16 protein-coding genes are annotated in these 21,970 nt (G+C 72.5%); 7 read left to right on the forward strand and 9 right to left on the reverse strand.

Annotation, left to right across the window (positions count from 1 at the left end):
- Positions 1 to 80: 80 nt before the first annotated feature.
- Positions 81 to 1,547 carry a metallophosphoesterase gene (locus ACIGHB_RS10185; protein WP_399911295.1) on the reverse strand — a complete coding sequence of 489 codons (1,467 nt, stop codon included), beginning with the start codon at positions 1,545 to 1,547 and terminating at the stop codon, positions 81 to 83.
- Between the two features lie 377 nt (positions 1,548 to 1,924).
- Entirely contained in the window at positions 1,925 to 3,031 is a 1,107-nt protein-coding gene (locus tag ACIGHB_RS10190; RefSeq protein WP_078867917.1) for a LacI family DNA-binding transcriptional regulator, read from the reverse strand.
- A 510-nt stretch (positions 3,032 to 3,541) separates the two neighbouring features.
- Between ACIGHB_RS10190 and hisC the strand changes: the two genes are divergently transcribed.
- On the forward strand, positions 3,542 to 4,639 hold the full coding sequence (gene hisC / locus ACIGHB_RS10195; protein WP_399911298.1) for a histidinol-phosphate transaminase: 1,098 nt from the start codon (positions 3,542 to 3,544) through the stop codon (positions 4,637 to 4,639).
- Between the two features lie 37 nt (positions 4,640 to 4,676).
- Here the strand turns inward: hisC and ACIGHB_RS10200 are convergent, their stop codons facing one another.
- Positions 4,677 to 5,051, reverse strand: coding sequence for a cyclophilin-like fold protein (locus tag ACIGHB_RS10200; protein ID WP_360307735.1), 375 nt, complete (start codon positions 5,049 to 5,051; stop codon positions 4,677 to 4,679).
- A gap of 203 nt (positions 5,052 to 5,254) precedes the next feature.
- On the opposite strand from ACIGHB_RS10200, the gene ACIGHB_RS10205 reads away from it, so the two are divergent.
- From ACIGHB_RS10205 to ACIGHB_RS10220, 4 genes are all read left to right on the forward strand, one after another.
- Positions 5,255 to 6,772 carry a cytochrome ubiquinol oxidase subunit I gene (locus ACIGHB_RS10205; protein ID WP_360307732.1) on the forward strand — a complete coding sequence of 506 codons (1,518 nt, stop codon included), beginning with the start codon at positions 5,255 to 5,257 and terminating at the stop codon, positions 6,770 to 6,772.
- Between the two features lie 18 nt (positions 6,773 to 6,790).
- Entirely contained in the window at positions 6,791 to 7,795 is a 1,005-nt protein-coding gene (gene cydB / locus ACIGHB_RS10210; RefSeq protein WP_360307729.1) for a cytochrome d ubiquinol oxidase subunit II, read from the forward strand.
- 166 nt (positions 7,796 to 7,961) lie between these two features.
- Positions 7,962 to 11,507 (forward strand): thiol reductant ABC exporter subunit CydD, encoded by a 3,546-nt coding sequence (gene cydD / locus ACIGHB_RS10215; protein WP_399911303.1) that lies wholly within the window; start codon positions 7,962 to 7,964, stop codon positions 11,505 to 11,507.
- Positions 11,508 to 11,526: 19 nt separating this feature from the next.
- Positions 11,527 to 13,242 carry a GAF domain-containing sensor histidine kinase gene (locus tag ACIGHB_RS10220; RefSeq protein ID WP_399911305.1) on the forward strand — a complete coding sequence of 572 codons (1,716 nt, stop codon included), beginning with the start codon at positions 11,527 to 11,529 and terminating at the stop codon, positions 13,240 to 13,242.
- Here the strand turns inward: ACIGHB_RS10220 and ACIGHB_RS10225 are convergent.
- Positions 13,239 to 14,183, reverse strand: a complete 945-nt coding sequence (locus ACIGHB_RS10225; protein WP_399911308.1) for a Cof-type HAD-IIB family hydrolase — start codon at positions 14,181 to 14,183, stop codon at positions 13,239 to 13,241. The two genes, ACIGHB_RS10220 and ACIGHB_RS10225, sit on opposite strands and share 4 nt — an antisense overlap.
- Positions 14,184 to 14,515: 332 nt before the next feature.
- Here ACIGHB_RS10225 and ACIGHB_RS10230 point away from each other — a divergent pair, with 332 nt between their 5' ends.
- A complete protein-coding gene (locus ACIGHB_RS10230) occupies positions 14,516 to 15,409 on the forward strand; it encodes an LLM class flavin-dependent oxidoreductase (RefSeq protein WP_360316279.1) in 894 nt (297 codons plus the stop codon).
- 159 nt (positions 15,410 to 15,568) lie between these two features.
- Positions 15,569 to 16,951: a hypothetical protein gene (locus tag ACIGHB_RS10235; protein ID WP_399911311.1), complete on the forward strand. Its 1,383-nt coding sequence runs from the start codon at positions 15,569 to 15,571 to the stop codon at positions 16,949 to 16,951.
- Here ACIGHB_RS10235 and ACIGHB_RS10240 read toward each other — a convergent pair.
- From ACIGHB_RS10240 to ACIGHB_RS10260, 5 genes are all read right to left on the reverse strand, one after another.
- A complete protein-coding gene (locus ACIGHB_RS10240) occupies positions 16,920 to 17,372 on the reverse strand; it encodes a hypothetical protein (protein WP_399911314.1) in 453 nt (150 codons plus the stop codon). The genes ACIGHB_RS10235 and ACIGHB_RS10240 overlap by 32 nt on opposite strands.
- Positions 17,373 to 17,492: 120 nt before the next feature.
- Positions 17,493 to 18,035 (reverse strand): RNA 2'-phosphotransferase, encoded by a 543-nt coding sequence (locus ACIGHB_RS10245; RefSeq protein WP_399911316.1) that lies wholly within the window; start codon positions 18,033 to 18,035, stop codon positions 17,493 to 17,495.
- 96 nt (positions 18,036 to 18,131) lie between these two features.
- Positions 18,132 to 19,073, reverse strand: coding sequence for a MerR family transcriptional regulator (locus tag ACIGHB_RS10250; protein ID WP_399911319.1), 942 nt, complete (start codon positions 19,071 to 19,073; stop codon positions 18,132 to 18,134).
- A 112-nt stretch (positions 19,074 to 19,185) separates the two neighbouring features.
- Positions 19,186 to 20,985, reverse strand: coding sequence for an SDR family oxidoreductase (locus tag ACIGHB_RS10255; protein WP_399911322.1), 1,800 nt, complete (start codon positions 20,983 to 20,985; stop codon positions 19,186 to 19,188).
- Entirely contained in the window at positions 20,985 to 21,830 is an 846-nt protein-coding gene (locus tag ACIGHB_RS10260) for a M24 family metallopeptidase (protein ID WP_399911324.1), read from the reverse strand. Before ACIGHB_RS10260 ends, ACIGHB_RS10255 begins: the two co-directional genes overlap by 1 nt.
- Positions 21,831 to 21,970: the final 140 nt, after the last annotated feature.

The raw sequence follows: 21,970 nt of genomic DNA on the forward strand, positions 1-21,970 counted from the left end.
AGACCGATGGTAGGGCCGTGAGCGGGCGCGCTGACAGGGGGTTTCCGGAAATCGCCTGCACCGGATGCGCTGGGTGAGAGTCAGTCCCCCAGCGGGAGTTGGACCACCAGCAGCTTTCCGGCCATGGTGACGCCGCCGTCCATGGCGATCGCGAGCCCGTCGGCGTAGACGTGCGGGCCGTCGACGGCCGGGCGGGAGTCCTCCTCGCCGTCCTCCGTGCCCACCTGGCCGAGGAGGTACGGGATCGGGCTGTGGCCGTGCACGATCCGGGAGCCGCCGTAGGTGCCCAGCAGCTCCTGGACGGCCTGCGGGCCGGCCTCGTCGCGGAAGGCGAACCGCTTGGTGAACTTCCGGAAGAGGTCCCAGACCTCGTCGGCGTCGTTGCGCCGGATGATCTCGTGGACGGTGTCGTTGACGTCCTCGATGGTCTCGCCGTATTCGAGGTACGCGGTGGTGTCCGAGTGCAGCAGCAGGTGGTCGTCCTCCCGGACGACGGCGTCGAGCCGGGACATCCATTGGAGGTGGACGTCCTGGAGGCGGTCCATGTCGTGCTTCTGTCCGCCGTTGAGCAGCCAGGCCGCCTGGAAGGTGGCGGTGCCGGCCCCGGAGTTGACCGGGGTGTCGCCGAAGCGCTTGGCGCCGATGAGGAGCAGCTCGTGGTTGCCCATGAGGGCCTTGCAGTAGCCGCCGGCGGCTGCTGCCTCGGCGGAGAGCCGCATGACGAGGTCGATGACGCCGATGCCGTCGGGGCCGCGGTCGGTGAAGTCGCCGAGGAACCACAGTCGGGCGTTGCCCGCGGCCCAGCCGCCGTTCTCGTCGATCAGGCCCTGGGCGTGGAGGGCCTCGACGAGCTCGTCGAGGTAGCCGTGGACGTCGCCCACGACGAACAGCGGGCCGGGGCCGTCCCCGGCGGGCGCGGGCGCCGGCGCGGCGGCCGGGGCGACGGGGACCTGGACGGTGTCGCCGCGCTGGATGACCGGGAGGTCGCGCTCGGTGGGCGTGTACCCGTCCGGGAACTCGCCGGGGTAGCCGGCGGCGCCGGAGTGGACCTGGCTCTGGACCTGGCCCTGCCCTGGGACCTGGGCCTGGATTTGACCTTGGGCCTGGGCCTGGACCTGGGCCTGGCCTTGGACCTGGGTGACGCGGGCGAGCGGCGCGGGCGGGGTGGATTCCGGGTACGCGACGGCCTCCGGGCGCGGTGCCGGGGGCGGTACGGGTGCCGGTGCCGGCGCCGCAGTCTGTGCCGGGGCCGCAGTCTGTGCCGGAGTCGGCGCCTGGGGCGGAGCCAGTACGGGCGCGGGCGCGGGTACGGATGCCGGTGCCGGGGCCTGGGTCGGTGCCGGTACGGATGCCGGTGCCGGGGCTCCGAAGCCGGCCGGTTCGGCGAACGCGGCCGGGCGGGTGCCCAGGTGGAGCGTGGGATCGGCGGGCGCGGGAGGCCGCTCGGCCGTGTGGCCCTGTACCGGCACGCGGGCGTACGGCGGTACGCGGAAGTCACGCAATGTCGCCGTGCGCTCCACGGGATCCTGCCCGGCCCCCTGAGTCATCGACCCCTCCACCACCGTCGCGATGCCCTGCACATCGCGGACCGGCCTGGTCGGGGTGGTCCGCGGTGTCGTGCGCCCATCATAGGAATGAGGGTCCGCCTGTGTGACGCACCAGGGGTGGTGAATCCGGGTTCGCTCCGGGTTCACCGGTTGTTTCGCCCGAATTGAGAAGGTCCAGTCCAGGGTCGGGTCCGGCGGGGCGGTCGGTTTCGTCCTCTCCGCCCACGGGCAGGGGCGGACGGACAGTTCGTTCGCGGTCGTTCCGCTGTCGTGCGTCCGGCCGCGCCTTCGGCGCGGCCGGGGTCGGGCGGGTGAAGCCGGGCGGGTGAAGCGGGTGGTCGGGGTCGGGTGGTCGGGGCCGCTCCCGCGAGGGGCGGTCAGTCCTTCGCGGGCGAGCGCGGCGGACTGACGGTCGTCCGCGGCGAGCGGCGCTGCGAGGAGGTACGGACGATGAGTTCGGTCGGTATCACCTGCTCGACCGGACCGTCGCTCTCGATCCCCTCGATGGCGTCGATGAGGAGCTGGACGACGGCGGTGCCGATGCGGCGCGGTTTGAGCGAGAGCGTCGTGATGGGCGGTTCGGTGGTGGCGTACACGGTGGACTCGCTGCAGCACACGATCAGCAGGTCGTCGGGGACGCGCAGGCCGTAGCGGCGGGCGGCGGCGAGGAGGTCGGTGCCGTTGGGGTCGAACAGGCCGTAGACGGCGTCGGGGCGGTCCGGGCGGGCGAGCAGCCGGTCGGCCGCGACAGCGCCCGCGCACGGGTCGTGCGCCGGATATGCCTCGTAGACGGGGTCCTGTCCGACCCGCTCGCACCAGTTGAGGTACGCGGTGGTGGAGAGACGGGTGTAGGTGTCGGTGGTGGTGCCGGTGAGGAGGCCGATGCGGCGGGCGCCGGCGTCGGCGAGATGGTCGAGGAGGTCGAGGACTGCGGCCTCGTGGTCGTTGTCGACCCAGGCGGTCACCGGGAGCGTGCCGGCGGGGCGCCCGTCGGAGACGACGGGGAGGCCCTGGCGGACGAGCTCGGTGACCACCGGGTCGTGGTCGGACGGGTCGATGACGACGGTGCCGTCGAGGGCGACGTTCGACCAGACGTCATGGCGTGAGGTCGCGGGGAGGATGACGAGGGCGTAGCCGCGGGCGAGCGCGGCCGAGGTGGCGGCCCTGGCCATCTCCGCGAAGTAGGCGAACTCCGTGAAGGTGAAAGGTTCATCCCCGTACGTGGTCACGGTCAGGCCGATGAGTCCCGACTTGCCGGTGCGGAGCGTGCGCGCCGCCGCGGACGGGCGGTAGCCCAGTCGGTCGGCGACCTCGCGGACGTGCCGGCGGGTGGCGTCCGGGAGTCGGCCCTTGCCGTTGAGCGCGTCGGAGACAGTCGTGATGGAGACCCCGGCGGCGGCTGCCACGTCCCGGATGCCTGCCCGGCCCTGCCGGCTTCCCCGGGTCTGTGCCCGGCTCACCTGGTGCTTCCCTGCTGCTGTCATGGCGAGCCGATAGTAGGGCGACGAGGGGTGGGTGAGACGGCCGCATATGCGGGCGTTGACAGGCACGTTTCTGCATGGCCGAAAGGCGTCAAGGACCCTTAATTCAAAGGTAGTTGAGGTGTTTCCCTTGCGACTCGATGTCGTCGGGCGGGATGGGCCTGGTGTGGGGTCGAGGTCTCGAAGAGGTCTCAACTCACCTCTACGGGGGACGCGCGCCACGGCGCTCGCCACCAGCGCGCGCCACCCAGTCGCGCGCCCCCTCGGTCGGGGTGGGGTCGCGGGGCGGGCGGCGGGACCGGGCCGAGGAGCCGTCCGCGGACGAGCCGCGCGGGATCCGGGGTGGGGGTTTCGGGGCCTTCCGCGGACGAGCCGCGCGGGGGCCGCGGTGGGGGTTGCGGGGCCGGTTTTCCACAGCGTTGCAGGGCTGTTGTCCACAGCCCATTCGCAGCGGCGGGGAATCCTCATAAAGTGAGAAGCATTGGCGGTACGGACGGTCGAGGAGGCCACACTGTGAGCGAGACCAGCGGGACGAGCACGTCCACCCCGAAGCTGCGCGCCGAGCTGGACGGTATCCCCACCTACAAGCCCGGCAAGCCGGCCGCGGCGGGCGGCTCGGTCGCCTTCAAGCTCTCCTCCAACGAGAACCCCTACCCGCCGCTGCCGGGCGTGATGGAGAGCGCGCTGGCCGCCGCCGCGAGCTTCAACCGTTACCCGGACATGGCGTGCACGGCGCTCTCCGCGGAGCTGGCCGACCGCTTCGGCGTCCCGGTCTCCCACATCGCCACCGGCACCGGCTCGGTCGGCGTCGCCCAGTCGCTGCTCCAGGCGACCTCGGGCCCGGGCGACGAGGTCATCTACGCCTGGCGCTCCTTCGAGGCGTACCCGATCATCACGCAGATCAGCGGCGCGACCTCGGTGCAGGTGCCGCTGACCGACGGCGAGGTGCACGACCTCGACGCGATGGCCGCGGCGATCACCGACCGGACCCGGCTGATCTTCGTCTGCAACCCGAACAACCCGACGGGCACCGCGGTGCGCCGCGCCGAGCTGGAGCGCTTCCTCGACCGCGTGCCCTCCGACGTCCTGGTGGTGATCGACGAGGCGTACAAGGAGTTCGTGCGCGACGCCGACATCCCGGACGGCATCGAGCTCTACCGCGACCGGCCGAACGTGGCGGTGCTCCGCACCTTCTCCAAGGCGTACGGCCTGGCGGGTCTGCGGGTCGGCTTCGCGATCGCCCACGAGCCGGTGGCGGCGGCGCTGCGCAAGACGGCGGTGCCGTTCGGCGTGAGCCAGCTGGCGCAGGACGCGGCGGTGGCCTCGCTGCGCGCCGAGGACGAGCTGCTCGGGCGGGTCGGCTCTCTGGTCGCGGAGCGCGAGCGGGTCCGCGCCGGGCTCGTGGCCCAGGGCTGGACCGTGCCGGACGCCCAGGCGAACTTCGTCTGGCTGCGGCTCGGCGAGCGGACCGTGGACTTCGCGGCGGAGTGCGAGCGCCACGGCGTGGTGGTGCGGCCGTTCGCGGGGGAGGGCGTGCGCGTCACGATCGGCGAGACCGAGGCGAACGACCTGTTCCTGAAGGTGGCGGAGGGTTTCCGCCAGGGGGCCTGACGGCCCGCGGGGCCCGTCGCGCCGGGCCCTGACGGGGTCAGGCGAGTTCGACGCGGATCGGGTCGCCGTCGCGGACGGTGGCCAGGATCCGCGGGTCGCCGTCGAGCGAGCCCAGCACGTTGCAGGGGCTCGCCAGCCGGCATTCGTCGCCCCGGGAGATCGGGGTGGGTCCGTAGGGGAGGGCGAGGGCGTCGCCGTCGGTCCAGAAGGCGACCGTGCCGGGATCGACGACCTGGCGCGCCCCCTCCTCGCGCGGTACGGAGACCGGAGTGTCGAAGTAGACCTCCTCGCCCCAGGTGCGGGCGGTGGAGGCGATCGGCAGAGCCCCCACGAGCGCCGTGCTCGTGGGGGTTTCGTCGAGAGTGGCCGTGATGTGACCGGCCGGCCAAGTGAGGCGTATCCGAAGGGTCATGGCCCGGATTCAACAATATGTTGAAGGGCTTGGGAAGGTGTGACCTTCGGTACAGCCCCCCACCCTCCAGTACGGATTTCGTATGAGTCATAATGCTTGTGAATGTGAACGCGTTCACAAGCGTGTCCCTGTTCGTCCCGTAATTGAGGGGATAAGAGGGGCAAACTGCCGATGTGACCACGGCGATGTAAGGAGAAGACGACGTGGACCTGGCTTTGGCGCCCGAGACTCTGGCGCGCTGGCAGTTCGGCATCACCACCGTCTACCACTTTCTCTTCGTTCCGCTGACGATCTCCCTCGCCGCCCTCACCGCCGGTCTCCAGACCGCCTGGGTCCGGTCCGGCAAGGAGAAGTACCTCAAGGCGACGAAGTTCTGGGGCAAGCTCTTCCTCATCAACATCGCGATGGGTGTCGTCACCGGCATCGTGCAGGAGTTCCAGTTCGGCATGAACTGGTCGGACTACTCCCGCTTCGTCGGCGACATCTTCGGGGCGCCGCTCGCCTTCGAGGCGCTCATCGCCTTCTTCTTCGAGTCCACGTTCATCGGTCTGTGGATCTTCGGCTGGGACAAGCTGCCGAAGAAGATCCACCTCGCCTGCATCTGGATGGTGTCGATCGGCACCATCCTCTCCGCGTACTTCATCCTGGCCGCCAACTCCTGGATGCAGCACCCGGTCGGCTACCGGATCAACGAGGACCGAGGTCAGGGCGCCCGCGCCGAGCTCACCGACTTCTGGGCGGTGCTCACCCAGAACACCGCGGTCACCCAGTTCTTCCACACCATGACAGCCGCCTTCCTCGTCGGCGGCGCCTTCATGGCCGGCATCTCCGCCTTCCACCTGGCCCGCAAGCGCCACGTCGCGGTGATGCGGACCTCGCTCCGGGTCGGCCTGATCACGCTGATCATCGCCGGCCTCGGCACCGCGATCAGCGGTGACGTGCTCGGCAAGGTCATGTTCAAGCAGCAGCCGATGAAGATGGCCGCCGCCGAGGCGCTCTGGGACGGAGAGGCGCCCGCGCCCTTCTCGATCTTCGCCTACGGCGACGTCGAGAAGGGGCACAACAAGGTCGCCATCGAGGTCCCCGGGATACTGTCCTACCTCGCCAACGGCGACTTCGACTCGTACGTCCCCGGCATCAACGACATCAACAAGGCCGAGCAGGAGAAGTACGGCCCCGGCGACTACCGGCCCAACATCCCGGTCGCCTACTGGGGCTTCCGCTGGATGATCGGCTTCGGCATGGCCTCGCTCACCATCGGCATGATCGGGCTCTGGCTGACGCGCAAGAAGTTCCTGCTCGCCCCCGGGCTGAGGACCGGTGAGGACGAAGTGCCGAACCTCGTCCTCTTCAAGAACAAGGCGCTCAGCCCGAAGATCGGCAAGTGGTACTGGATCGTGGCCCTCTGGACCATGGCCTTCCCGCTGATCGCCAACTCCTGGGGCTGGATCTTCACCGAGATGGGCCGTCAGCCCTGGGTGGTCTACGGAGTGATGAAGACCAGCTCCGCCGTCTCCCCCGGCGTCTCCCAGGGCGAGGTGCTCACCTCGATGATCGTCTTCACCACGCTCTACGCGATCCTCGCCGTCATCGAGGTCAAGCTCCTCGTGAAGTACGTGAAGGCCGGCCCGCCCGAACTCACCGAGAACGACCTCAACCCGCCCACCAGGATCGGCGGGGACACCCGCGACCCCGACCGGCCCATGGCCTTCTCGTACTGAGGCTCAGGAGATCGAGGCATGGAACTCCACGACGTCTGGTTCGTACTCATCGCCGTCCTCTGGACCGGCTACTTCTTCCTGGAGGGTTTCGACTTCGGGGTCGGCATCCTCACCAAGCTGCTCGCCCGGAACCGGCCCGAGAAGCGGGTCCTCATCAACACCATCGGACCCGTCTGGGACGGCAACGAGGTGTGGCTGCTCACCGCCGGCGGCGCGACCTTCGCCGCCTTCCCCGAGTGGTACGCGACCCTCTTCTCCGGCTTCTACCTGCCGCTGCTGATCATCCTGGTCTGCCTCATCATCCGCGGTGTCGCCTTCGAGTACCGGGCGAAGCGGCCCGAGGAGAACTGGCAGCGCAACTGGGAGCAGGCGATCTTCTGGACCTCCCTGATCCCCGCGATCCTGTGGGGCGTGGCCTTCGGCAACATCGTCCGCGGCGTGAAGATCGACCGGAACATGGAGTACGTCGGCACCTTCTGGGACCTGCTCAACCCGTACGCGATCCTCGGCGGACTGGTCACGCTCGCCCTCTTCACCTTCCACGGCACGGTCTTCGTGGCGCTGAAGACGGTCGGTGACATCCGGACCCGGGCCCGGGCGCTCGCGGTGAGGCTGGGCGCGGTCACGGCGGTGCTCGCGCTGGCCTTCCTGATCTGGACCCAGGTCGACACGGGCGACAGCTGGAGCCTCGCGGCGACGGTGATCGCGGCGGTCTCGCTGGTCGGCGCGATCGGCGCGATCAAGGCGGGACGCGAGGGCTGGTCGTTCGCGCTCTCGGGAGTGGCGATCGCCGCCGCCGTCGCGATGCTGTTCCTGGCGCTCTTCCCGAACGTCATGCCGTCGTCGCTCGACCCCGCGTGGAGCCTGACGGTGACCAACGCGTCGTCGAGCCCGTACACCCTCAAGATCATGACGTGGTGCGCGGCCATCGCCACGCCGCTCGTCCTGCTCTACCAGGGCTGGACCTACTGGGTTTTCCGCAAGCGGATCGGCACCCAGCACATCGCCGACGCCGCCCACTAGGGCACGCGCGGCGCCTGCCAGGGCCGTCGTCACGCGGGGCCCGCGAGGGCCCCGGGCGACCTTCCACCAGGGGGCATGTTTCACGTGAAACCGTGTTTCACGTGAAACCGATGCTCCGGGCGCTTGTCTTCATCCGGGCGCTTGTCTTCAGAGGGGCATGTTTCACGTGAAACCGATCGACCCGCGTCTGCTCCGGTACGCCCGCGCGACCCGTGTCTTCCTCGTCGGCGTCGTGCTCCTCGGCCTGGTCGGGGCGGCGCTGGTCATCGCCCAGGCGATGCTCATCGCCGAGATCGTGGTGGGGGCCTTCCAGAAGGGCCTCTCGGTTTCCGCTCTCACCACTCCCCTGCTGCTGCTCGCCGGGGTCGCGGTGGCGCGGGGGCTCGTCTCCTGGCTGACCGAGCTCGCCGCCCACCGGGCGAGCGCGGCGGTCAAGTCCGAACTCCGCGGCCGGCTCCTCGAACGCGCCACCGCCCTCGGGCCCGGCTGGCTCGGCGGACAGCGCACCGGTTCGCTCATCGCGCTCGCCACCCGGGGCGTGGACGCGCTCGACGACTACTTCGCCCGCTATCTGCCCCAGCTCGGCCTCGCCGTCGTGGTCCCCCTCGCGGTCCTCGCGCGGATCGTCACCGAGGACTGGGTCTCCGCCGCGATCATCGTCGTCACCCTGCCGCTGATCCCGGTCTTCATGATCCTCATCGGCTGGTACACCCAGGCCCGGATGGACCGGCAGTGGAAGCTGCTCTCCCGGCTCTCCGGCCACTTCCTCGACGTCGTCGCCGGACTGCCCACCCTCAAGGTCTTCGGCCGGGCCAAGGCCCAGGCCGCCTCGATCCGTGCCATCACCGCCGACTACCGGCGGGCGACCATGCGCACCCTGCGGATCGCCTTCCTCTCCTCCTTCGCCCTGGAACTGCTCTCCACGCTCTCGGTGGCGCTCGTCGCCGTCACCATCGGCATGCGGCTCGTCCACGGCACCCTCGACCTTTACACCGGGCTCGTCATCCTGGTCCTCGCCCCCGAGGCGTATCTGCCGCTGCGCCAGGTCGGCGCGCAGTTCCACGCGGCGGCGGAGGGGCTCGCGGCGGCCGAGGAGATCTTCGACGTCCTGGAGACCCCGGTGCGCGAGGGCGGCACCCGGGTGGCCCCGGCCGGAGCCCGCCTCGAACTGGACCGGGTGACGGTCCGCCACCCGGGGCGCGCCGAACCCTCGCTCGCCGAGGCGAGCCTCACCGTCGAGCCGGGGGAGACCGTGGCCCTCGTCGGGCCGAGCGGCGCCGGGAAGTCGACCCTGCTCGATGTCGTGCTCGGCTTCACGGAGCCGCAGGAGGGCGGAGCCGTACGGGTCGGAGGCGTGGACCTGGCGGAGCTGGACCTGGACGCCTGGCGGTCGCGGATCGCGTGGGTGCCGCAGCGGCCGTACCTCTTCGCCGGGACCATCGCCGAGAACGTGCGCCTCGCCCGTCCGGAGGCCACTGACGCGGAGGTGCGGGAAGCGCTGCGGGAAGCCGGGGCGGACGCCTTCGTGGCCGGGCTGCCCGAGGGCGCCGGGACCGTGCTCGGCGAGGACGGAGCCGGACTCTCGGCCGGCCAGCGGCAGCGGCTCGCGCTGGCGCGGGCCTTCCTCGCGGACCGGCCGCTGCTGCTGCTCGACGAGCCGACGGCGGCGCTCGACGGGGAGACGGAGGCGGGGATCGTCGACGCCGTTCGGCGGCTCGCCGTCGGACGGACGGTGCTGCTGGTCGTGCACCGGCCGGCACTGCTGGCCGTGGCGGACCGGGTGGTGACGATCGGGGCACCGGCCGTCCCCGCGGACTCCGTGCCCGCCCGCTCCGCCGACACGGCGGCGGCCGGCCGGACCCCCACCGTCGCCGCCGCGCCCGTCCCGGACACGGCGCTCCCCGGGGCGGAGCCCGCGGCCGGGCAGGGGGTGCTCGCGCGAGTGCGTGCCATGGCCGGGGAGCTCAAGGGCCGGATGGGGCTCGCGCTGCTGCTGGGCAGCCTGGCGCTCGGCTCGGCCGTCGGACTCATGGCCGTCTCCGGATGGCTCATCTCACGTGCCTCGGAACAGCCGCCCGTGCTGCACCTGATGGTCGCCGTGACCGCCACCCGGGCCTTCGGCATCGGGCGGGCCGTCTTCCGGTACGCCGAGCGGCTGGTCTCGCACGACGCCGTCCTGCGGATGCTCGCCGAACTCCGCGTCTCCGTCTACGCCCGCCTTGAGCGGATCGCCCCCGCGGGACTGCGCCGCGCCCGGCGCGGCGACCTGCTCGCGCGGCTCGTCCACGACGTCGACGCCCTCCAGGACTACTGGCTGCGCTGGCTGCTGCCGGCCGGGGCCGCGCTCGTCGTGGGGCTCGGCGCGGTCGGCTTCACCGCCTGGCTGCTGCCCGAGGCGGGCGCCGTGCTCGCGGTGGGCCTCCTCGTGGCGGGCGCGCTCGTGCCGCCGCTGAGCGCCGCGCTGGCCCGCCGGGCCGAGCGGCGGCTCGCCCCCGCGCGCGGGGTGCTCGCGACCGCCGTGGCCGATCCGCTGCGCGGCTGCGCCGAGCTGACCGTGGCCGGGGCGCTGCGGGACCGGCTCGACCGGGCCCGGGCCGCCGACCGCACCCTCACCGGCATCGCCTCCCGCCAGTCCGCCGCCGCCGCGCTGGGCGCCGGGCTCTCGGCGGTGGTGTGCGGCCTCACGGTGGTGGCCGCCGCCTTCGTCGGCGCGCAGGCGGTCCGCGACGGGCGGCTCGACGGGGTCGCCCTCGCGGTCGTCGTCCTCACCCCGCTCGCCGCGTTCGAGGCCGTGACCGGGCTGCCCCTGGCCGTCCAGTACCGGCAGCGGGTGAAGCACAGCGCCGAGCGCGTCTTCGAGGTGCTCGACGCGCCCGCCCCCGTACACGAGCCGGCCGTGGCCGCCGCTCCCCCGGCCGGGCCGTTCCCGCTCGAACTGGCCGGGCTCTCCGCCCGGCACACCGGGCAGGACCGGCCCGCGCTCGACGGCTTCACGCTCACCCTGGACGCCGGGCGGCGGGTGGCCGTCGTCGGAGCCTCGGGCTCGGGCAAGACCACGCTCGCCCAGGTGCTGCTGCGGTTCCTGGACGCCGAGCGGGGCACGTACCGGCTGGGCGGGGTCGCCGCGGCGGAGCTCGACGGCGACGACGTCCGGCGCCTCGTCGGACTGTGCGCGCAGGACGCGCACCTCTTCGACAGTTCCGTACGCGAGAACCTGCGGCTCGCCCGGACGGACGCGAGCGACGAGGAACTGCGGGAGGCGCTGCGCCGGGCCCGGCTCCTCGACTGGGCGGACCGCCTGCCCGACGGGCTCGACACCCTCGTGGGCGAGCACGGCTCGAAACTCTCCGGCGGGCAGCGGCAGCGGCTCGCGCTGGCCCGCGCCCTCCTCGCCGACTTCCCGGTCCTCGTCCTCGACGAGCCGGCCGAGCACCTGGACCTCGCCACCGCCGACGCGCTCACCGACGACCTGCTGCGCGCCACCGAAGCACGTACCACCGTCCTCATCACCCACCGGCTGCGCGGCCTGGACGCGGTCGACGAGGTGGTGGTCCTGGACGGCGGCCGGACCGTGCAGCGCGGACCGTTCGCCGAGCTCGCCGCCGTGGAAGGTCCGCTGCGGCGGATGCTGGAACAGGAGCGGGAGACCGACCGCCTCCTCGACGGCGTCACGGCGCCCGCCGCCGACCGTCCGACTTTTCTCTCCAAATAGGACTAACTAGGCTCGGGGCATGACCGCCGCCGCCACGCCCGATTCCCCGGATCCCCTGGTCGCCGCCACCGAGGCCACCCGCAGCCTCCAGGGGCTGTCCACGGAGCTGACCGCCCGCGTGCCGCAGCTGCTCGAAGCGATGCGGTCGGTGGGCACCGGCCTCGAACTCCACACCACCCTCGACCGGATCTGCGAGACCGCGGCCCAGCTGGCCGACGCCCGCTACGCGGCCATCGGGGTCGTCGACGAGGAGGGCAAGGGCCTCTCCGACTTCGTCACGTACGGCGTCGGCGACGACATCGCCCGGCGCATCGGGCGCCGCCCGGACGGGCACGCGGGGCTGCTCGGCGCGCTCATCCGCGAGCCCCGGACCATCCGGCTCGCCGACCTCTCGGCCGACCCCCGGTCGGCCGGCTTCCCGGCCGGCCACCCGGTCATGCGGACCTTCCTCGGCGTCCCCATCCGCGTCCAGGGCGAGATCTTCGGCAATCTGTACCTCGCGGAGAAGCGGAGCGGCGAGGAGTTCAACGACTACGACGAGCACATGGTCCGGGTCCTCGCCACCGAGGCGGGCATCGCCATCGGCAACGCCCGCCTCTACGAGGCCGCGCGGCAGCGCGAGCGGTGGATCGACGGTTCGGTCGCCGTCACCACCGCGCTGCTCTCCGGCGGCGACGCCGACGACGCCCTCGCCGTCGTCGCCGAACAGGCCCGCCGGCTCGCCGACGCGGACGCCGGGATCGTGCTGCTGCCGGCCGAGGAGGGCGGCCTGGAGATCGTCGCCGTCTCCTCGCCCCGGCCCACCAAGTCCCTCGGCGTGGTGATCCCGCCGGAGAGCGGGGTCGTGGAGCTGCTCCTGGACGGCGAGGCGGTCTTCGTCCAGGACGCCTCCACCGATCCGCGCATGATCAGCCGGCTGACCTCGCCGTACGGGCCGAGCATGCTGCTGCCGCTGCAGAGCGGCGGCCGGGTCCTGGGCGCGCTCGCGATGCCCCGCGCCCGGGGCGCCCGGCCGTTCTCGGAGGCGGAGCGGACCCTCGCCACCCAGTTCGCCTCGCAGGCGGCGCTCGCGCTGATGATGGCCGAGGCGCAGCGCGACCGGGAGCGGCTCGCGGTCTTCGAGGACCGTGACCGGATCGCCCGCGACCTGCACGACCTCGTCATCCAGCGGCTCTTCGCCACCGGGATGATGCTGGAGAGCGCCCAGCGGAAGGCGATCGTGCCGGCCGTCCAGGAGGGTGTCGGCAAGGCCGTGGACGAGCTCGACGTGACCATCCAGGAGATCCGTACGGCGATTTTCGCGCTCCAGCAGGGCCCGGCGGAGGCCCCGTCCGGGCTGCGCACCCGGGTGCTGCGGGAGATCAACATGGCGGCGGTGCCGCTGGGCTTCAAACCCGCGCACCGCTTCCTCGGCGCGATCGACGCCACGGTCGGCGAGCTGACCGGCAAGAACCTGATCGCCGCGCTCCGCGAGGCGCTCTCCAACGCCTTCCGGCACGCCGCGGCGACGCGCATCGAGGTCGTCGTCGACGCGACGGTGACCCTGCCGGACGGTTCGCCCGGGGTGCGGCTCACGGTCGCGGACGACGGCGTCGGCCTGCCGGAGGGCGGCCGGCGCAGCGGTCTGCGCAACCTCGCCCGCCGCGCCGAGTCCCTCGGCGGCGCGAGCTGGTGCGGCCCGGGCCTGGCCGAGGACGGCGGCGGTACGTCGGTGGTGTGGGAGGCGCCGCTCTAGGGCTGTGCGGCTTCGGTCTCCGCGGATTCGGCCGCTGCGGTGTCGGTCTCAGCGGTTTCGGCCTCACCAGCGGCTTCGGCCTCTGCGGCTCGGATCTCTGAGGCTTCGGCGATGAGCTGTTCGATGACGACGGCGACGCCGTCCTCGTTGTTGCCGACGGTGCGGCCCGAGGCGGCGGCGATCACCTCGGGGTGGGCGTTGCCCATCGCGTACGACCGGCCGGCCCAGCTCAGCATCTCGATGTCGTTCGGCATGTCGCCGAAGGCGGCGACCTCGTCCGCCGTGATGCCGCGCTCCGCGCAGCAGAGGGCGAGCGTCGACGCCTTGGAGACCCCGAGGGCGCTGATCTCGATGAGCGCGGTGGGGCTGGAGCGGGTGAAGGAGGCCAGGTCGCCGGCGGCCTGGCGGGCCGTCGCCAGGAAGACGTCGGGGTCGAGGTCGGGGTGCTGGGCGAGTAGCTTGATCACGGGGGCGGCGGCGCCCGGTGCCTCCTCGTAGAGCAGCTTCTCGGCGGTGGCCACGGTGGCGCCGGGGTCGAGGTAGAAGGGCGGGTACAGCGGCTCGTAGTGGATGCCCGTGGTCAGCTCGACGGCGAAGCTCGTGCCGGGGGCGGCGGCCCGCAGGGCCCGTACGACGTCGAGGGCGGCGGGCCGGGGCAGCGCGCGGACCTCCAGGAAGGTGCCGCCCGCGTGCAGGTCCACGACGGCCGCGCCGTTGGCGCAGATGGCGAGGCCGTGGCCGTGGACGTGGTCGCTGACCACGTCCATCCAGCGGGCCGGGCGGCCGGTGACGAAGAAGACCTCGATCCCCGCCCGCTCGGCCGCGGCGAGGGCGGCGACGGTGCGCTCGGAGACGGACTTGTCGTCGCGCAGGAGGGTGCCGTCGAGGTCGGTGGCGATGAGCCGGACGGCGGGGCGGGAGGAGGGCCGGGGTGAGGTCACCTCCCCATGGTGCCGCACCGGGCGCACGTGCGTGCGGGCCCTTGCACATCTGAGTGGGGCGGGCGGTACGTCAGGGGCGGGGCCGGTGGGGTGGGTGGGGCGCGGCGTTCGGAGGGGGTGGGGCGTTCGGAGGGGGTGGGGTCGGCCCGCGCCTCGGCGCCCTCCCTTTCGTACGAGCCGGTTTCCACGGTCAGGGAGAACATCCCATCCATCGGCCGCACGCCGACTGGACCTGGGAGCAGGAGCGCGCACGCGCGACGTGGGACCGTCGCGCCCCTGCCGGGAGCGTGGCGCTCTGTTGCCCGCAGGCACCGGCGCATAGGGTCGCAGGCATGCGACTGAGCACGGTAATCCTTCCCGTCCACCGATGGAGCGAGGGCCGGCACATCTGGCGGCGGGCAGAAGACCTCGGGTTCCATGCCGCCTACACCTACGACCACCTGTCCTGGCGCAGCTTCCGGGACCGTCCGTGGTTCGGCGCCCTGCCGACCCTGACCGCCGCCGCGGGCGTCACGGACCGCCTGCGCCTCGGCACCCTCGTCACGTCTCCCAACTTCCGGCACCCGGTGACGCTGGCCAAGGAGCTGATCTCGCTCGACGACGTCTCCGGCGGCCGGGTCACCCTCGGCATCGGCGCCGGGGGCAACGGTTTCGACGCCACCGCGCTTGGCCAGGAGCCCTGGACGCCGAAGGAGCGGGCCGACCGTTTCGCCGAATTCGTCCCCCTGCTCGACCGGCTGCTCACCGAGGACGCCGTGACAGAGAGCGGCACGTTCTATTCGGCCGACGAGGCCCGCAACATTCCCGGCTGCGTGCAGCGCCCCCGGCTGCCGTTCGCCGTGGCGGCCACCGGTCCGCGGGGCATGCGGCTCGCCGCCCGGTACGGGCAGGCGTGGGTGACCACCGGCGACCCCAAGCTGTACGAGACGGGTACGGCCGCCCAGTCCGTGGAGGCCCTGCGCGGCCAGGTCGAGCGGCTCGGCAAGGCGTGCGCGGAGGGCGGCCGGGACGTGGCCGAGCTCGACAAGGTCCTGCTCACCAGCTTCACCCCGGAGAAGAACACGGTGCTGGACTCCCTGGAGCGCTTCGTGGACTTCGCCGGGACCCACCGTGACCTCGGCTTCACCGAGATCGTCGTCCACTGGCCGATCCAGGACTCGGACTTCGCCGCCGACCAGGCCGTCTTCGAGACCATCGCCACGGAGGCCCTCGGCCGCCTCGGCTGACCCACGGTCCCGCCCTCGCGCGCCTCGGCCGGCCCGGAGGTCTGCCGCCGGCGCGCGGGGTGGCGGGGTCGCGGGGTCGCGAGGTCCCTCCGTCGGCGTGTTAGGGGGGCGCGAGGTCCCGCCGTCGGCGCCCCGCAGGGGCTCCCGCATACTCCTGCCATGCACCCGCCCGCCACCCCGAGCGCGCCTCCCGGCCCGCGCCCGACAGCGCTTCCGCCCGGCCCCCTGGTCGACGGCGTGCCCCCCTGGCGGCGTATCGGCACGGCGGCCTGGTCCGCGGCGGGGCCCGGCCGGTGGGCGCGGCCCCTCTGGTCCGTCCTGGCGCTGCTGGTGTCGGTGGTCGCGGCGTTCGTCACGGAGCCGGTGCCGGTGTGCGGCGACGCGGCCCCGTGCGGCCCGGACTGGATCGACCCGGTCCAGACGGGCCTGGCCATCGGCGTGCTGTGCTGGAACGCCCGGCTCCCCGAGCTCACCCTCGTCGCCGCTCCGCCGCTCGCCTTCCTGGTCGCGGCCGAGCAGTTCCCCGCCCCCGGGACGGCGTCGGCGGCGGCGAACGCGGCCGTGCTCGCCGCCCTCGGCCTCTGCTGGGCCGCCGCCTGCGACCGTCTGGCCGCCCGCCGCCGGCAGCGCCGGGTCTTCGAGCGGGCGTCCGGCGCGGTCCTCCGCACCCTCGGCCCCACCAGCCTGGCCGTGCGCGGGAAGAGCCGGCTGATCGGAGGGACGGTCTTGTGTGCCGTGGCCGTCACCGCGACCCTCCTGGGCCTGCGCGGTGTGCACGCCGACGAGGACAGGGCCGCGCGGGCGCCCCGTATCGAGGCCGAGGTCACGAGTCACACGGAGGAGTCGGTACGACTCCGCGCCCACGACGGGCGCCGGCTCGTGGTCGACTCCCTGTTCCCCGAGGACCACCGTCTCGGGTCCACCGTCACGGTGCTGGAGGACGGCTCATGGCGGCGGCTCGCCGCCGAACCGTACGACGCCTTCGGCTGGCAGCTGCTCGCCCTGGTCACGGCGGTACCGGGCATCTCCCTGGTGGTCGCGGGAGCTCGCGCCCTCCACCGCTCCTCGGCACGGCGGCGGGGCGGGCTGCCGGCCCTGCGCGTGCGGGTGGTGGTCGACGGTGAGGGCATGGCCTGGGTCCAGAGCCCCGACGAGGCCGGGGTGTCCGAACCCTTGCCGTTGTTCCTCGCCGACACGGTCTCCTGGACCGTTCTCGACGGCGAGGACGAGGGCGGCCTCAAGGGCGAGGACGAGGGCGGCCTCAAGGGCGAGGGCGAGGAGGAGGGCGAGGGTGGCGAGGACGGCATCGCAGACGGCGATGACGTCGAGCCGCTCGCCTTCGGCAGCCTGCGCGAAGCCGTCCTGATCGGTGCGCCCTATGAGGGAGCGGAGACGGTCCTCGTCCTGCCCACCGGGGACGACACCCCCCACCCCACCGTCCTCCTCGCCACCGCCCGGCTCATGTGGGGCGAGCGGCGAATCGGCCGAGTCGGCCGAGGCCGGCGCTCCGTCAGCGGAAGCGGCTGTTCAGCCACGGGGTGAGCGTCGCCGTCGGGATCAGCTCCTTGTAGGTCTCGCCTCCGGGGACGGGGATGATCAGCCACTGTCCGGGCGGGAAGAAGCGTCCCTTCACATGGGCCAGGCCCGTGTGGACCGCCCGGACGAAGCCGGGGACGGCGTCCCTCGGCACGTCGGCGAACTCGATGCCGTCCACCGTGATCCGGGCGTCGTCCTCGGGATAGAGCTGCACGGAGATGTGCGGGGAGCCACCGAGCTCGATGAACGCCTCGTGCGGCAGCGAGCCGTCCTCGTCGAGCACGCTGAAGGCGCCTGCTGAGGTACGGCGCGAGGTCTGGTCCGCGCCGATGTCGTCGGTGACCGTGATCTCCAGGTGGAACTCCTCCGCGAGCGCGCGGACGGCAGTGACGGCGGCCTGGGTGCTGGGCAGGTGCGGGTGCGGCATGACCCGATCATGCCTCAGCCGCGCCCGGGAGCCATGGGCCATCCGTCCCGTCCAACCGGCCCCGTCGTGCTCAACCGGCCCCGCTACGGGCCTTCATCCCGCTACCGGCCCCCACCCCGCTCAGCCGGGAAAGCGGATGTACTCCGCCGGTACGGCCGCCGTCAGCCACACCCCGTTGGCACTGACCCGGAACTCGTGGCCCGCCCGGTGCATCGCGCCGGCGTCCACGCTCAGCACCACCGGCCGGCCGCGTCTCGCCCCCACCAGGGTGGCCGTCTCGCGGTCGGGGGAGAGGTGCACGTCGTGGCGGGCCATGGGCCGCAGCCCCTCGGCCCGGATCGCGGGGAGCCGGTCGGCGACCGTACCGTGGTACAGGTACGCGGGCGGTTCGGCCGCCGGCAGGCCCAGGTCGACGCCGATCGTGTGGCCCTGGCTGGCCCGGATCCGGGTGCCCTCGACGGCGAACCGCTTCTTGTCGTTGGTGGCGACGACGTGGTCCAGCTCCGCGCGGCTGATCGGGAAGCCGTGGCCGGCCGCGGCGGCGAGCAGGGCGTCGATCTCCGTCCAGCCGTGCTCGTCGAGCGTCAGCCCGATTCGTTCCGGCTGATGCCGGAGGTGCTTCGAGAGGTACTTCGAGACCTTCACCGTGCGGCGTTCGTCCATCGTTCTTCCCTGTCCAGGTTTGATCCACAACCAAAGTGGTTTATCCACAGGCCAGTTGGCGATTCTGTGGACAACTGCCCTGAAGAATCAAATGGTTTAGTGAACCGTGGGGGAATTGAGAGCATTTACCGTCAATGCGTCCAATGTCCTTTTGCTGACCTCGCGTTCGGTGGCCGCCGTCACGAAGGCGGCGACACTCTCCGCCCCAACGAGCGTTTGTACGGCCCTGATCGTGCCGGCCGGGATCTGCACCGGGCGGGGCTCGTCGTCCCGGACGGGCGGGGTGTCCGGCGAGAGGTGGATCTGTAGGTGACGGGTCGCCAGAATGCGCATGGCCCTGGCCAGTTCGGCATCGACGGTCTGCTGGGCGAGCGGCCGGAGCCGCCGGACCATCGTGGCCGCCTCGGCCGCGTCGGAGTCCGTCGGAGGGCGCTGCTCCAGATAGCGGGCGAAGACATGCTCGGTGGTGAACTCCAGGAAACGGCCCGCTATGTGCTCGACCTGCTCCCGAAGTTCCCGCAGATGACCGGTGATCGCCGACAGGGGAACCCCTGCCGCGTGCAACTCCACGGCCACCGCCAGCTCTTGGGGGCTCGGGACCAGGTACTCCTCGGTCTCCCGGCCGGGGATGCGCTCCAGCACGCCCAGCTCGACCGCCTCGCGGACCGCGTCCTCGTCCGGCGTGCCGCCGAAGCGGGCGTCGAGCTCGGCGCGGGTGATCCGGGCCGCCTCCTCGTCCGTCCACGGCCCCTGGACCTCCGCGACGAGCCCCAGCACCCCGCCCAGCCCCCGGCCGGTGTCCCAGGCGTCGAGCAGCTCCTTGATCGAGGCCAGGGTGTACCCCCGGTCCAGCAGGTCCGCGATCTGGCGCAGCCGGGCCAGATGGCTGTCCCCGTACACGTTCGACCTGCCCCGCCGCTCGGGGCGGGGCAGCAGGCCGCGGTCCTGGTAGGCGCGGATGGTCCGTACCGTGGCCCCGCTGTGATGGGCGAGATCCTCGATCCGGTACTCCGGTCGCACTGCTGACTGCTCGGACAAACCCGCTCCCACCGACCGATCGCTCCACCCCGCACGGGGCCCCTCCTGCGAGGGATCGTACGACCGCCCGCCCGGCCCGGCCCCCGGGCGGACGACCGGAACCCTCGCCCCGCTACGCCGGCGGCTGCCAGCGGGCCAGGGCGCGCAGCGCGCCCGGGGCCAGCCGGGAGAGGGCGTGCGCGCCCCGCGCCTCCGGTGTGACCGGCACCACCGCCCGGTCGTGCAGCACCGCCCCCAGGATCGCGTCCGCGACCTTCTCCGGCGGGTAGTTGCGCAGCCCGTACAGCCGGGAGGCCCTCCGCTGGCGCCGCTTCTCCTCCTCCGCGTCCGTGACGCCGGCGAACCGGGCCGTCGCCGTGATGTTGGTGTTCACGATGCCGGGGCAGATCGCGCTCACCCCGATGGACTGACCGGCCAGTTCGGCCCGGAGGCACTCGCTCAGCATCAGCACCGCCGCCTTCGAGGTGCTGTACGCCGGCAGCGCGCGCGAGGGCTGGAAGGCCGCCGCCGAGGCGGTGTTGACGATGTGGCCGCCCTGTCCGCGGGCCGCCATCTGCGCCCCGAATATCCGGCAACCGTGGATCACGCCCCACAGGTTGACGTCCAGGACCCGCTTCCACTCCTCGCTGGTGGTCTCGAAGAAGGAGCCGGAGAGGCCGATCCCCGCGTTGTTGACGAGGACGTCGACGATGCCGTACTCGTCGGCCACCTTGGCGGCCAGCTTCTCCATCGCCTGTTCGTCGGAGACGTCCACCGTCTCGCCCCAGGCGTCGGGGGCGCCGATCAGCCGGGCCATCTCCGCCGTCCGGGCCGCGCCCTCGCTGTCCCGGTCGACCGCGACGACCCGCGCCCCGGCCTCCGCGAAGGCGAAGGCGGTGGCCCGCCCGATGCCGCTGGCGGCGCCGGTGACCAGCACCAGCTGCCCGCCGAAGCGCTCCGCGTACTCCGGCCGCACCCCGCTCTTCGCCGTCGTCTCCGCCACCGGACGCGGCGCCCGCGTCGCCGGCTCCTCGTGGGTGCGGACGAAGTCCGTGATCCACTCGGCCAGGCGGTCGGGGCGGGTGCGCGGCACCCAGTGCTTCGCCGGCAGACTGCGCCGGGTCAGCTCCGGCACCCAGGCGCCCAGGTCGTCGTAGAGCCGCTCGGAGAGGAAGGCGTCCCCGGTCGGCGTGATCAGCTGCACGGGCGCGTGCGCGAACGCGTCGTCGCGCGGCCGGGAGAGGCGGGGCTTGACGTTGTCCCGGTAGAGCCAGGCGCCGTGGGCCGCGTCGCTGGGCAGCGACGGCGTCGGGTACTCGCCCGCCGGGATCTTCTCGACCCGCTCCAGGAGCTTCGGCCAGCGCTTGCCGAGCGGGCCGCGCCAGGCCAGCTCCGGCAGGACCGGGGTGTGCAGCGCGTACACGTACCAGGACTTGGCGCCCTGCCCGAGGAGCTGCCCGACCCGGCGCGGGGTGGGGCGGGACATCCGGCGCTTGATCCAGTGCCCGAAGTGGTCGAGCGACGGCCCGGAGATCGACGTGAAGGAGGCGATCCGGCCCTCGGCGCGCCGCACGGTCACGAACTCCCAGGACTGCACCGAGCCCCAGTCGTGCCCGACCAGGTGGACCGGCCGGTCGGGGCTGACCGCGTCGGCGACGGCCAGGAAGTCGTCGGTCAGCTTCTCCAGGGTGAAGCCGCCCCGCAGCGGAGTCGGCGCCGTCGAGCGCCCGTGGCCCCGCACGTCGTACAGCACGACGTGGAACTCCCCGGCGAGCCGCACCGCGACCTCGGACCAGACCTCCTTCGAGTCCGGGTAGCCGTGCACCAGCAGTACCGTCGGCCGGTCTGCGTCGCCGAGCTCGGCGACGCACAGCTCGATCCCGCCCGTCCGGACCCAGCGCTCCCGCGCCCCCTTCAGTCCCGCGCCCGCCATCACACCGCTCCTTCGTTCCACCGCCGCACGTGCGGCAGGTCGTCGTCCAGCCAGAACGCGCTCTGCTCGGGGTCCCTGGAGTCGGTGACGACCAGGATCTCCTCGAACTTCGCGCCCGTCCCCCGGAATCCGAGGTGCGGTTCGACCGCCCAGAGGCCCGGAGTGGGCGGGTGGTCGGAGAACTTGTACGGGGACCAGAGCGGCGACCAGCCGTCCCGGTGCCCGTGCACGGCGTCGCTCAGCAGGCCCTTGAGGGACTGCGTGCCGAAGCCGAACAGGGTCGGCGCGAACCGCCGCTCCCTCACCCGGTCGATCTTGTGGGCGATCACGCCGAACGGGTAGGCCCGGTGCCGGTTGGCGTACCCCTGGCGGATCATGAGCCGGTCCACGTCCTCGTATATCTCCCGCAGAGTGCGCCGCTCGCGCACCTCGCGCAGGATCAGCTCGCGGTGCTCGCGCAGATCGGTGAGCAGCTTGTCGTGCAGGGGGTTGAGCCCGAGGCAGCCGCTGTAGCCGATGTCCGCCGTGTATCCCTTGTACACGGGGGCCATGTCGAGGATGAACGGCATCCCCGCCTCGAGCCGCCGGTCGGTGGGGAAGAACTGCAGCGGGATCCTGAAGCCGACGAAGGCGGTGCGGTCGCCGAACCAGGCGAAGGGCCGGTGGAACCAGTCCTTCACCCCGCGCTCGTACAGCCACTCGCGCTGCATCCGCGCGGCCTCGCGCTCGGTGACGCCCGGCCTGAGCTGGGCCGCGACCGCTTCCGCGCAGGCGTAGGAGAGCTGCTGCACTTCCCTGAACCCCCGCAGTTCCGCGGTCAGTTCGCTTGCCACTGCTGAGGTCATGCCACCCGCCCGTCCGGTGTGAGCGTACGGTCGCACTACGCGTCCGTAACTTGACACCGATGAATGTGACAATGCCCGGGGGCTACGTCAAGGGGTGTGCATAACCCCCTGTGGAAAACTCGGCCCGCAGCGGCAGGCAG

It is taken from the genome of Streptomyces sp. NPDC085460 (assembly GCF_044541975.1).
Taxonomy (GTDB): domain Bacteria; phylum Actinomycetota; class Actinomycetes; order Streptomycetales; family Streptomycetaceae; genus Streptomyces.